Origin of the sequence: Pseudanabaena sp. BC1403 (assembly GCF_002914585.1) — a bacterium.
GTDB lineage: Bacteria > Cyanobacteriota > Cyanobacteriia > Pseudanabaenales > Pseudanabaenaceae > Pseudanabaena.
Map to the genome: position 1 here is coordinate 59,246 of NZ_PDDM01000027.1, position 11,978 is coordinate 71,223.

Annotated in this window: 13 protein-coding genes and 1 tRNA gene; 11 read left to right on the forward strand and 3 right to left on the reverse strand. The window is 42.1% G+C overall.

Translation table 11 applies throughout. From position 1 onward, the window contains the following. Nucleotides 1-7: 7 nt before the first annotated feature. Nucleotides 8-322 (reverse strand): 30S ribosomal protein S10, encoded by a 315-nt coding sequence (gene rpsJ, locus CQ839_RS20160; protein ID WP_009625825.1) that lies wholly within the window; start codon nucleotides 320-322, stop codon nucleotides 8-10. 263 nt (nucleotides 323-585) lie between these two features. Between rpsJ and ndhL the strand changes: the two genes are divergently transcribed. The 3 genes from ndhL to CQ839_RS20175 are packed head-to-tail and all read left to right on the forward strand — an operon-like array spanning nucleotide 586 to nucleotide 2,863. After that, the gene (ndhL, locus tag CQ839_RS20165; protein WP_103670089.1) at nucleotides 586-816 is read left to right on the forward strand and encodes an NAD(P)H-quinone oxidoreductase subunit L; all 231 of its coding nucleotides are present in this window, start codon (nucleotides 586-588) and stop codon (nucleotides 814-816) included. A gap of 35 nt (nucleotides 817-851) precedes the next feature. Beyond that, nucleotides 852-1,220 carry a DUF3007 family protein gene (locus tag CQ839_RS20170; RefSeq protein WP_258040808.1) on the forward strand — a complete coding sequence of 123 codons (369 nt, stop codon included), beginning with the start codon at nucleotides 852-854 and terminating at the stop codon, nucleotides 1,218-1,220. Further along, nucleotides 1,217-2,863: a hypothetical protein gene (locus CQ839_RS20175; protein WP_103670090.1), complete on the forward strand. Its 1,647-nt coding sequence runs from the start codon at nucleotides 1,217-1,219 to the stop codon at nucleotides 2,861-2,863. Before CQ839_RS20170 ends, CQ839_RS20175 begins: the two co-directional genes overlap by 4 nt. Before the next feature lie 27 nt (nucleotides 2,864-2,890). On the opposite strand, the gene CQ839_RS20180 is transcribed toward CQ839_RS20175, so the two are convergent. Next, the gene (locus tag CQ839_RS20180) at nucleotides 2,891-4,381 is read right to left on the reverse strand and encodes a type IV pilus twitching motility protein PilT (protein WP_103670091.1); all 1,491 of its coding nucleotides are present in this window, start codon (nucleotides 4,379-4,381) and stop codon (nucleotides 2,891-2,893) included. A 154-nt stretch (nucleotides 4,382-4,535) separates the two neighbouring features. Here CQ839_RS20180 and map point away from each other — a divergent pair, with 154 nt between their 5' ends. From map to CQ839_RS20195, 3 genes are read left to right on the forward strand one after another with little or no spacing between them, the layout of a single operon-like run. Then, the gene (map, locus tag CQ839_RS20185; RefSeq protein ID WP_103670092.1) at nucleotides 4,536-5,381 is read left to right on the forward strand and encodes a type I methionyl aminopeptidase; all 846 of its coding nucleotides are present in this window, start codon (nucleotides 4,536-4,538) and stop codon (nucleotides 5,379-5,381) included. 48 nt (nucleotides 5,382-5,429) lie between these two features. Then, the gene (locus tag CQ839_RS20190; protein WP_103670093.1) at nucleotides 5,430-6,104 is read left to right on the forward strand and encodes an SDR family oxidoreductase; all 675 of its coding nucleotides are present in this window, start codon (nucleotides 5,430-5,432) and stop codon (nucleotides 6,102-6,104) included. A gap of 7 nt (nucleotides 6,105-6,111) precedes the next feature. After that, on the forward strand, nucleotides 6,112-7,266 hold the full coding sequence (locus tag CQ839_RS20195) for a LysM peptidoglycan-binding domain-containing protein (protein WP_103670094.1): 1,155 nt from the start codon (nucleotides 6,112-6,114) through the stop codon (nucleotides 7,264-7,266). A gap of 68 nt (nucleotides 7,267-7,334) precedes the next feature. Here CQ839_RS20195 and CQ839_RS20200 read toward each other — a convergent pair whose 3' ends face one another. Next, the gene (locus tag CQ839_RS20200) at nucleotides 7,335-8,081 is read right to left on the reverse strand and encodes a hypothetical protein (protein WP_103670095.1); all 747 of its coding nucleotides are present in this window, start codon (nucleotides 8,079-8,081) and stop codon (nucleotides 7,335-7,337) included. Nucleotides 8,082-8,174: 93 nt separating this feature from the next. On the opposite strand from CQ839_RS20200, the gene CQ839_RS20205 reads away from it, so the two are divergent. From CQ839_RS20205 to CQ839_RS20225, 5 genes are all read left to right on the forward strand, one after another. Continuing rightward, a tRNA-Ile gene (locus CQ839_RS20205) sits at nucleotides 8,175-8,246 on the forward strand. Nucleotides 8,247-8,395: 149 nt separating this feature from the next. After that, nucleotides 8,396-9,556 (forward strand): site-specific integrase, encoded by a 1,161-nt coding sequence (locus tag CQ839_RS20210; RefSeq protein ID WP_103670096.1) that lies wholly within the window; start codon nucleotides 8,396-8,398, stop codon nucleotides 9,554-9,556. 44 nt (nucleotides 9,557-9,600) lie between these two features. Continuing rightward, nucleotides 9,601-10,494, forward strand: a complete 894-nt coding sequence (locus CQ839_RS20215; RefSeq protein ID WP_103670097.1) for a hypothetical protein — start codon at nucleotides 9,601-9,603, stop codon at nucleotides 10,492-10,494. Nucleotides 10,495-10,575: 81 nt separating this feature from the next. Further along, complete coding sequence (locus CQ839_RS20220) at nucleotides 10,576-10,833, forward strand: AlpA family transcriptional regulator (RefSeq protein ID WP_103670098.1); 258 nt, start codon at nucleotides 10,576-10,578, stop codon at nucleotides 10,831-10,833. Further along, nucleotides 10,833-11,906 carry a DUF3854 domain-containing protein gene (locus CQ839_RS20225; RefSeq protein ID WP_103670099.1) on the forward strand — a complete coding sequence of 358 codons (1,074 nt, stop codon included), beginning with the start codon at nucleotides 10,833-10,835 and terminating at the stop codon, nucleotides 11,904-11,906. The genes CQ839_RS20220 and CQ839_RS20225 overlap by 1 nt, the downstream gene beginning before the upstream one ends. Nucleotides 11,907-11,978: the final 72 nt, after the last annotated feature.

Sequence of the window (11,978 nt, forward strand, 5' to 3'; positions counted from 1 at the left end):
TTGAACTTTAGAGTTTAACTTCGATGTCCACGCCAGCAGCTAGATCCAGCTTCATGAGTGCATCGATAGTTTTTGCAGATGGTTGATAAATATCGATAATCCGACTATGAGTGCGGGTTTCAAAATGTTCGCGTGAGTCTTTATCTACGTGGGGAGATCTGAGAACACAATAGATACGACGACGAGTTGGCAGGGGGATAGGGCCAACGGCAGCCGCGTTTGTACGATTAGCAGTTTCGACGATTTTTTCGCAGGATGAGTCTAGCAGGCGATGATCGAAAGCTTTGAGACGAATCCGAATCTTTTGTTGTTGAGGTGCCACAGTTCTTAGGGATTTATTCGGGTAAATTTTTCAGCGTTTCTCATGTTAGCACTCCGACAACCTAAAATCAAACAATTAGATCAATACTCATTAATTTATGACAACTCTAAAATCGGTTTTGATGAAAGTCCGCCGTTGGCAGACTTTCATCAAAACCGATTTTTATAATCAGGATTGCTGCTGACCATACCTTTTTAGGATTGACGATTCCGATCCTGTTACAATTGCTAGATAGATACATTCACATAACTTTATCTAGAAATATGTCTTTGCTTCTTTCTGCCCCCATATTAGCTGCAATTGTCTATGCCGCGATCGCAGGCGCATATTTACTGGTGATCCCCTTACTAGTGCTGTTTTATTTCAAAGCACGTTGGTACAAAACAGGCTCATTAGAAAGAGTATTTTTATGCTTTCTCGCCTTTTTCTTCTTCCCAGGACTATTGTTACTCTCTCCATTTTTTAACTTTCGTCCTGAAGCGCGGCAAATTTAAACCTAAATTAACCTGAGTGCTTCGCACTCAGGTTAATGAAAAATATTTTTGAGATTAAAACTATGCGCCGCATTGATGCCATAGCAGTTATGGTTGCCTTTTTCGGGTTTGGTGGATTTGCATTTTGGGTGTTTCGAGCCTCTGGCTTTGATACAACTAATGCGGGTGTTTGGAGTCAAGTGGTTTTAGTAGGGGTATTAATAGCTTGGATTTCCACCTATGTATTCCGTGCTGTTACAAAAACTATGACCTACAATCAGCAGCTAGATGATTACAAAAAAGCTGTTCTGACCAAGAAGTTAGAAGAAATGTCTCCAGAAGAGCGCGAAAGTTTACTTGCAGAAGTAGATGCAGAAAATAAACTAACCCAAAGCTCAGCTCAAAAAGCAATCAAAGATGAATGAATCAGAGATCGCCTTACTATTCACTATTTCATCCTAAGCCACTTGCAAAGCGGATTAGTTCCTTTGGCTTCCCCAAAGACTTGGGCGATCGCTTTCAAATAGTGCAGAAATGGCTAAGTTTTGCTAGTGATGGCAAACCATCTAACTTACTTGCCGAAGCACAGTTTTTGCATGATATTTTTGTTGATATTTTGGGCTATAAATCTCCCTTTGAGAGCAACGGTGGGGCATGGGAATTAGAATTACATCCACATCCCGCCCTTGGATTCTTTACAGAAACCTCAGCAAATGTGATCGCCGAAATCCGAGTTAGCACTGCCGAGGAAGGGGCGATTATTAAGCCAGAACCAGAGCATGAAACCACTGAATGGCTGATTGTCCTAGATTATCGAGAAATCTGTCTTTATCATCGCCATGTATCTAGTTTGTTCTGCCAGAGATTTTCTTGGGACTCGCTAGCGGATTTAGAACAACTCAAAGCTTTTTATTTTTTATTGTCGCGACGGACTTTACTTAGAGGGATAGCTAATAGCGAAGAGCGATCGCGCACTACCCATTTACTGGAAGAGTCTCACCAGCTAGAATCCGAGATTCTCAAAAACTTTTATAGTCACTATTGTAAAATTCGTAGTCAATTAATCAAGGATTTTCGATATCGGTTGCAACTACTAGCGCATCCTGTCGAAAATGCCGAAAATCATCTCCAGATTAAGCCAGAAGATGCAATTGCGATCGCTATTTATCAAGCCCAGAAACTCTTAAACCGCATCTTGTTTGTTGCTTTTTGTGAAGATCGTCAACTATTACCTGAGAACTTAATTAAAGACGCTTACGAATTTGAGAATCCCTATATTGAGCAGCCGATTTGGGAAAACTATAAGGCTATATTTAGTTGGGTACAAAATGGCAATGCAAATTATCACACCCCCATTAATGCTTATTCATTTAGCCTATTTGCAAGCGATCGCATTTTAGATCAGGCTTTATTTGTAGGCGATGAGCTATGTCGTCAGATCAAGGAAATAGCTCGGTTTGACTTTTGTGAAGATATCACGCGCCATATTCTAACTTGTCTCTTTGATGAATCAATCAGAGAGTTATCGCAATTTCGCAAAGATTTAAGCAACCTTAGTAAACGCCGTATTCCGAAATTACCTTGTAAAGCAATTTTGCAAAGTGAGTCAGTAATTCGTTCATTGCAACAGCATTTAGCTCCATCAAAAAATCATCAAGACACCTTGGCATATTGCCAAGAATATCAAGAGCGCTTGTTGAGAATCAAAATCTTACATCCTAAATGTGGTGCTGGGGTATTGCTAGCAACAGCTTTAGAGTTTTTACTTTCCGAACACGAGCGTATCCATTACCTAATAACTAAGTTCTCTAACGATGATGAGGCAATCTCTCACAAAACACCAACAACTGTAATAACCCATATCCTGCAACATAATTTATTTGGTTGCGATGTTGCCGAAGAATCTATTGAAATGACCAGGCTCTCACTTTGTTTGCGATCGCTCGAAATTAGTCCATCTTTGCCCGACTTTGAGCATAATATTCAACTAGGTGAATTAGCCACTTGTGATTTTGGGAAAGAGTTTAAAGCTGCAAGCGATCGCGGCGAAGTGGTAATCCTGAAATAATAAACGCCCCGCAGGGGCGTTTGCTATTTACATACGACCACGTAACATTTGTGCCATTTCATTGGGCTTCGGAGAGTTCTCTACAGCAGTTTCTTCGGTAATCCGACCATCTTCGTAGAGCTTATAAAGGGATTGGTTCATGTTTACCATTCCTTCATAAGTACATTTAGGAATTAACGCCTCAATCTCATCCACTTCACCGCGCTTGATATAGTCACGTACAGCGTCAGTATTGATCATGATTTCATGAACCGCCGCCCGCTTACCATCAGTTGTGCGTACCAAAGACTGAGCAATAACTCCCACTAAAGATTCTGAAACTTGAACTCTCATGGGAGCCTGCTGTTCAGGTTCAAAGAGATTAAGAATCCGCTCAATGGTTTTTACAGCACTGTTAGTGTGCAATGTTCCAAATACTAAGTGTCCTGTTTGTGCAGCCTTCAGCGCCGTGTTGACGGTTTCTTTGTCACGCATTTCTCCAATCAGTATGATGTCGGGATCTTCGCGTAAAGCTGCCTTCAAGGCATTGTCAAACTTAAGGGTATGGATACCAACTTCCCGCTGTTTGATCAGCGCCTTTTTACTTTGATGCACAAACTCAATCGGATCTTCAATCGAAATCAAATGCTTTTGCATTTCCGTATTGATGAAGTCCACCATCGCCGCCAAGGTGGTGGATTTTCCTGAACCAGTTGGGCCAGTTACCAGAATCAGACCTTTATGGGTATAACAAAGCTCACGAAATACTTCTGGCAAACCAAGCTGATCGATCGACAAAATCTTTAAGGGAATCAGTCGCAACACCATCGCTGAGCCGCGTAACGAATCAAAAACATTAATCCGACAACGGGCAAATTCGTACTGAGTAGCACCATCAAATTCTAAGGTGTCCCGAAATTGCTGGATTTGCTTATCATCCATAATTTCCGTCAGCCAAGTGTCAAAGGTCTGCTTATCTGGCACAGGATATTGCTCCTGTGTGACCATTAAGCCCCGACTCCGAAATCTTACTGGTTCATTTATCCCAGCATGAATGTCTGAACATCCTTGCTCATGGGCATCTTTGACAATTTGCGCGAGGGTTGGCTGCCCCGTAGTACGCTGCAAAATCGCTGGTACACCTAGCCCTGGTAAGTTTGGTGGTGGACCTGGACGAATTGGCGGGCGCGGATTTGGTGGCGGTGGCACGCTAGTGACTTGAGTGTCCGTCGGAATTGACATTTGCGCTTGACGGGCGGCGGCGGCGGCACGAGCTTGCTGTGCAGCCATTGCTTGCTGCTGTTGTTCAGGAGTCATCGCAGCACGAGCTTGCTGAGCTGCTAGTGCTTGTTGCTGCTGAGCAGGAGTCATTGCCGCACGAGCTTGTTGCTGTTGGGCTTGGGGATTATTGGGAGGAGCTTGAGGATTGCTAGGAGGAGCGACACGCTGCTGGGCGGGTGCGGTGGGGTTTGTACGTGGCTGTGGCAGACCGCCACCAGAGGAAGGCGGCGGTACGGGAGTCATCCCAGATTGCGTCATAGTTGAACCTCGAAAATTGCTGTAGTTAGAGATCAGGTTTGATGAGGAGCTTTTTGCTATTCAAATTCTGCTATTTGACCTAAAAATAACCAATCCTGTGACTGAATAGGCTAAAAATATATTAGCCCTTGTAAATACTATCCTCAAATAATTAATGAATATTCTCAGTGCCCTGCGATCTAAACCGAGCGCAGAAAGCAAAAAAGCTTCAAAGCAATCAACTCCTAAACAAACCAAAGGCATTGAAATTAAGTCTCAACGCGAGTTGGACTATATGCGTGAATCATCTCGCATTGTGGCGACAGTACTCAAGGAAATTTCAGAGATCATTGCTCCTGGGATGACCACGATGGATCTTGATGCTCATGCGGAAAAGCGGATTCGTGAGATGGGTGCTGTACCTAGTTTCAAGGGCTATTGCGGCTTTCCTGCTAGCATCTGCTCTAGCATTAATAATGAAGTCGTACATGGCATACCTAATGCTAGAAAAGTGATTAAGCTTGGCGATCTAGTCAAAATTGATACTGGCGCTTTTAAAAATGGATTTCATGGTGATTCTTGCATTACGGTAGCAATTGGCAATGTCAGTGAGAAGGCAGCTAAGTTAATGCGTGTGGCTGAGGAAGCTTTGTTTAAGGGGATTGAACAGGTAAAGCCTGGTAATTGTATGCTCGATTTGGCTGGGGCAATTGAGGATCATGTTAAGGCAAATGGCTTTGCGATCGTCGAAGATTTTACTGGTCATGGAGTTGGGCGAAATCTACACGAAGAGCCTTCAGTATTTAATTTCCGTACCCATCAATTACCGAATGTGCGCTTTCGCCCAGGTATGACTTTAGCGATCGAGCCAATTTTGAATGCTGGTTCAAAGCGCGTAAGGGTTCTGGCTGATAAGTGGACAGCCGTAACCGTAGACAATCAACTTTCGGCTCAGTTTGAACATACTGTTTTGGTGACTGAAACTGGTTATGAAATTTTTACCGATCGCACAAAAGTTTAATCAAGATCAAAAAAGCTTTGCAAAGCAAAGCTTTTTTGATAGGAATTTATGCAAAATATTTTTTTAGCTGGTTCTAGTCGTGGAGTTGGGCGTGAAATCGCCAAACTATTGCTAGAGAATGAGCCACCATCCGTAAATTTAAAAGTATTGCTCCGCAATCCTACCTATGCAGTTGAGTTAGAAGCTCTAGGTGCAAATGTAGCGTTTGGCGATGCCCTGAACTATGCAGATGTTGAAGCATCACTACAGGGAAATGCGATCGATGTAGTAATTACGACTATGGGTGGCTTGCCAAGCGATCGCGGTGAACGGGCTGACTGTGAAGGCAATAAAAATCTGATTGATGCTGCGGTAAAGACAGGAGTCAAGAAGTTTATTCTGGTTTCTTCGATTGGAAGTGGCAATAGCGTGGTGGCGTTAGCCCCTCAGGTTTTGATAACTTTGGGTGCAATTCTCAAAGAGAAAGAAAAAGCAGAACAGCATCTGGTTGCGAGTGGATTAACCTATACGATTATTCGTCCTGGGGGCTTAAAGTCAGAATTTGCCACAGGAAATGCGGTGCTTACGGAAGATCCTACAGTTTCGGGGATTATCCATCGGGCTGATGTTGCCAAGTTGGTATTTGATTGCTTAAATTCCGACAGGGCAAATAATAAAGTTTTTTCAGCAATTGATCGCAATATGTTGTTTAAACCAGTAGAGTTTAAGTCGTTCGATTTGTGAGACAGCTATGCAGGAATATATTGTTAAAGCTGGAGATACCCTATCTGCGATCGCGAAACGTTTTTTGGGCGCAAATGCTGATTGGCGCGAGATTGCTCGTATTAATAACATTACCAATCCTGCGAGTTTACAAATCGGGCAGAAACTGCTGATTCCTGTTGCTGCTCCACCGAGCGCTCAAAATCCTGAAGTCGCCATGGTCAGGAATACATTGCAGGGAGTTTATCCACCCAATAAAATTGCAATTTCCTTTACCACAGTTGGCAGTGATGTAATTGCCAAATTATTAAATACTGGACAACAAGAGCCATTTGCCAAAACTAAGGATTTAGGACTGTATCGACTAGGTATTTTTAAACTGCGCGACTTTATCGCCTATGGCTCAGGTCTATTGCAACAGGTGCAGATGAGTCCTTCAGAAATCAAGGTAATGCTGGTAACGTCAGCAAATGAAGGCAGCCTTGATGCGATTAATACTTGGGATAGCCAGTACTTAAGTTTTGGGATATTCCAATGGACATTGGGATCGGCTGAGCAACAGGGCGAGCTACCTGCATTACTTAATAATCTCAAAAGGCGCTATCCATCTGAATTTCAATACTATTTTGGTCAGTTTGGCTTGGATGTGACTTCTCTAGATGGGATCACGGGTTGGATGTCCCTAAATGGTAATCGTCTAGTTAGTGCTGCTGATAAAAACTTAATGCGACAACCGCTTTGGGCGTTACGGTTTGCGATCGCAGGGATGGATGCGCTAGTGCAATCAGTCCAAGTGGTGCACGCGATTTCACGACTTGATCGATTTTATTTTACGCCTACACAAACTTTGCAAGGCTTTACCCTCTCCCAAATCCTGAGCTCAGAATTTGCGGTGGCGCTCCTGCTCGATCACCATGTCAACCGTCCTAGCCATGTGATTCCCTGTGTTGCTGATGCGATCTCGCGATCGCGTCTAACTCCTGCTCAAGTCGCACAAGGATCTACTGATAATGAAGCGCTGATTATCCAAAATTATTTAACTCTACGTGAAACCTTTGGCGGCACAAGTGCGATGACGAAATCACGCGAACGCGCCGAACTAGCAAGACAATCGATCGCGACAGGCAATCTTTCCCCCCAAAGATTTTCATTTCGCTCTAACCGTCAATCAAGATCAACATAATAAAAAGGGCTTGCTTCGCAAGCCCTTTTAGCTAACAAGAAGTGGCGCTAAGCGCCACTTCTTGTTAATTAACGACGATTTACTTCGGAAGCGCTAGGTGCTTGTTGAGCGGGAATAAAAAAGCTACCCGTTGGCTGTGGTGCAGCCTGAATGACATCGACAGAACCTTGTCTAGGATTACCTAATACTGATGTGTCACGGTCTTCCCAACGACTACGAATAGGACTTATCTCTACAGATGTAGATAGTAAAGCTGGACTATTACTACCATTCGCATAAGATCGATCAAGGATACTTTCGTAGGAGCGACTGCTGGTATAGACCCTCTGCCGTAAAGCCGCAATTCTTGCCGAAATCCGATCGTCAGCATCGGCAGAAACCGCTAGGGGATCACGCATTGAGTTATAAGCGCGATCAACTCTGGTATATATTCTTTTGCGATCGCTAATATTTGCCTTTGCCACAAAAGCTGGTCGAGTCAGCCCCCCTAATTCCTGCTGCGATCGTGCTTGCATTTCAGCAATAACTTCAGCTTCATCTAAGAGAAAAGAAGTTTTACCATCAGTTTGACTTTGGGGTGATGCTTTTGGGGACTCTTTAGGTTTAGAGACTGGACTTGCCTTAGGCAATTTTATTCCCGCAGGTGAAGGATTAACGCCCTCTAATGCTTGTTTTCCAAAACTAAAAGCGACTAGTCCAGACACTGATCCCACAATGATCATGCCAAACAAGAGCATCAGACTATAACTTAGTCTAAATTTCTTAGGTGGCTTTTTTTTCTTGTGGAGACGCTTTTGGGGTTGGGGTGTTGCCATCACAAACTTGTTTAGCTAATAATTGCTATTAGGCAACCTGTAAGGTAGCTTGCTTGATAGCATATAATACTTACGTCTATAATCACAATATGCCCAAGGTTGGCTGACTGGTAAAGCAAACGACTCATAATCGTTGATATGTCGGTTCGATTCCGACACCTTGGATAACCAATACAAGCCACTACGACTAAATTACACCGTGTAAACACTTACACGGTTAGACACTTTTAGACACAATTAGCTTGTTTTTGACTATCAAATGACTATCAGATTTGCTATGATATTCATAAGCAAACGAGTTGATAGTCAAGATTATGTACACACCTAAAAACCGTCAAAGCTGGGGTACAGTTACTGTTGAGTCATTTCGGGAACGACTAAGGCTTAGATTGCCAAGACAGGTGTTTGAGGGCAAGCAGAAGTACTTGGCTCTTGGACTTGCCGATACTAAGATTAATCGTAAAATTGCAGAGGCGAAGGCTCATGAGATCGAGTCTGATATTGTTCTTGAGAGATTTGACTATACATTAGACAAATATCGCCCCACTCATTTAAAACCTTTGACTATCAAGGATAGTCAAACGGCTCTAAATCTTGGTGAATTATGGGATAAATATATGGAGTTCAAAAAGCCGATCGCCTCGCCTAGTACTATTGGCAATCAATACGCAGGATTTACCCGTGCGATCGCGCTTTTGCCATCACAAAATTTAAAAGATTCTGTAATGATTCGAGATTGGATCGTTGCTAATAAGCCGCCTAATGCAGCTAAGCGCTTGATCGTGCAACTTAATGCTTGTTGTAAATGGGGCATGAAATCAGGACTAATCACTGAAAACCCATTTTTAGATATGGCATCTGAGATCAAGTTGCCTAAAAATCAACGGGGTGAAGAGAATGACATTACACCCTTCACAAGAGAAGAGCGTGACCTGATTATTGAGGCTTTTGCAAAGCATCCTCACTATCGCTATTACACAGCCTATGTCCAGTTTTGCTTCTTTACAGGTTGCAGACCTAGTGAGGCGATCGGACTGCAATGGAAACATATTGATCTTGATAACAGTGTCGTTAAGTTTAGACAGTCTGTTGTTTTTGGTGAAGGCTATCAACCTACAGTAAAAGATGGATTAAAGACGCAAGAAAAACGCGATTTTCCAATTAACAATCAATTGCGAGAAATTTTGACTGCACACAAGTCTGAAGGGGCAAAACCTAATGACTTTGTTTTCTCTGCAAAAGAAGGCGGATTTATTCGGGTTAATAACTTTGCAAATGTGGCATGGCGCAAAGTTTTAGAAAGTTGTGGGATTGAGTATCGCAAACCATATCAAACCAGACACTCATTTATTACGCTGTGTCTTGATGCTCATATCGAAGTTAAAGATGTAGCTAAGTGGGTTGGTAACTCTCCAGAGATTACTTACCGTCACTATGCTGCTCATTTGCATAGCCTTGCTGTACCAGAGTTGTAAATTAAGCAAAACAAACAGTAATAACTGATTCACGGGTCTAGGTAATGACATCATCATCGGAATCACAAGTAATAAACGGAAGATACGGAAGATACTGTTATGCAACTTTTGAATTTATTGGACAGACTAGTATCAACACACGTTGTAATGCTCGTTTCCATTGGAAAGATGTAGGTTCAGAAGTAGGAACTGAATTAGAGCAGGTTGCTTACTTTATCTCTAATTTGCCAGATACTGACCTTCTAGAAGGTGGGCAAGATCTTCACTATGGAATTTTACAGGAATGGGTTTATTGCAAAGATAAATGCATTGAGATAGCTAGATGCTTTCTAGTTGAAAAAGGGGCGAATAGCGATCTATTACTGAACTTGCTAAAGGCTGATGAAATCGATCAATTCACATATGAGTTTAGATGGATAGAAACAGACTTGTATAAGAATCTCTGGATGATGATTACTACTCATAAAACAGTAATTGTAGAGAGCATGAAAAAAAATTGGAAATATCCATTTAGCTCCGAAATAGAACTATTTTGCCAAATTATACGAGAAGATCTGGAAGGAGAGTTTATTTGCTATCTTGAACCGTTTTATCAATATCACGCAAAAACTCTAGGTGAAATTGATAAGTTAAAGCGTAAACAGCATAGAGATGAGATCACGCCAGATGAGGAAGCAAAAATGTGGGAACTAATTGACAAGTCCAGATCTCCTGCTATTTGGTTCAATAGGTTAATAACGATAGCTGACAAGTTGGGCGATTTAGAATTGGAATCAATTAAACCTTATCTTGATAGACACTCAGACTATATAGATAAGATGAGCCTAATGCATATCAAAGCCGATCGCAGTCCAAAATTAAAATCACATAAAAGACAATCTCATTATGTGGAAAAAGGTATTTTTAAAGGAGGAGTCAAGCCAAGATGGAAGCCTTAACAATTCGTAACAGTTTGGACATCCTTTCCTAGAAAGGATCTTTGCTAAAGAATGAGTATCTGTAGTGGATGAAAAAAGTCTATGGATACTCAATTTTGTACAAAGAAGTCTTTGTGTAATGCAACAGGACTATCGAACTCGACATTCAAGAAATATCGCTTGCAGGGGGCTTGGATTGAGGGGATTCACTGGCAAAGGGTGAACTCTCGCTGTGTGCTGTATAACTTGTCCTTGATCTTGGACTGGTTGGCTAATCGTAGTCAGCCTGAGCATCATCAAAAAGCAATTGATTTCTATGTGCGATCGCTTCCTTCTAATCAAGGCAAGAGGAGGGCATAATGCTGACTCCAAAACATCAAGCAGATCTAGCAAGTTCGGGCTTGTCTTTAGATCAAATGAACATAGCAGGACATTTTTCTGCTGATAGAGATACTGCTCAAAAACTTGTGGGTTGTAATGTCGCTGGGCTAATTTTGAAATATTGCGATCTTTCTGGGAAGCCTTATTTAAAAAAAGATGGTCAGCAATTTTATCGGATTAAGCCTGATTGGGGCGATCGCAAAACTGATGATAGCCCTAAGTATCTAAGTCCAACGGGAGAAGGTTGCCGTCCCTATTTTTCAAGGCTATATCCTGATTGGGCAAAGGCAACTAAATCAACAAAGATAGATCTATGGGAAACTGAGGGAGAAAAGAAGGGGGATTGTGGATGTGCTAATGGGTTAGCGGTGATCGCTTTTGGTGGGGTTGATGGATGGGTAGATAGATGCGATCGCAATGGAACAGGAGAATTAAAAGAGTCTCGCGTTTTGCCTGAACTCAGAGAGATTAAGTGGCAATATCGTAGAGTTAACCAATGCTTTGACTCAGACATTATCGAGAAAATTCCAGTCCAAATTGCATTAGCGAAAAGAGCGCACTCTTTGAGTAGCTACGGTGCTATACCTTATCTAGTGCTGTTACCAAACGAGATTGACGGCTCTAAGAACGGACTAGATGACTTTGTGGTGAGACATGGCATTGATGCACTAAAACTATTAGCAAAGGAATCTTCCCGAACACCTTATGAAGCTGAGACAAAAGAAGGATCTGATGAGATAAAGTTTTCTCTTTCTCTCGATGAACCTGATACTCATATCAAAGCAATCATGGCTTATACAGTCCTCAAAGAAAAATGGGCTTTTAGACCTGCGATCGGTTGGTATGAATGGCAGGGAACACATTGGAAATCATTTACTAAAGAGGAGTTTGAAGCAACCTTAACAGTATTTATGGATGCTCAGAATTGGCAAAAGCGTAGTTCTGGAGTCATTACTTCTGTAGTTAGAGAATTACAATCGCGCTTGATGGTTAGAGATGATTTATGGAGTCCATTTGGCAAAATTGCTTTTTCTAATGGCGTTGTTGCATGAATAAAAAGAAGCCAAAAGATGGAGGATCTTAGGATAGACAATTAACGAACAACAGAACAGGAGACAGGTTTA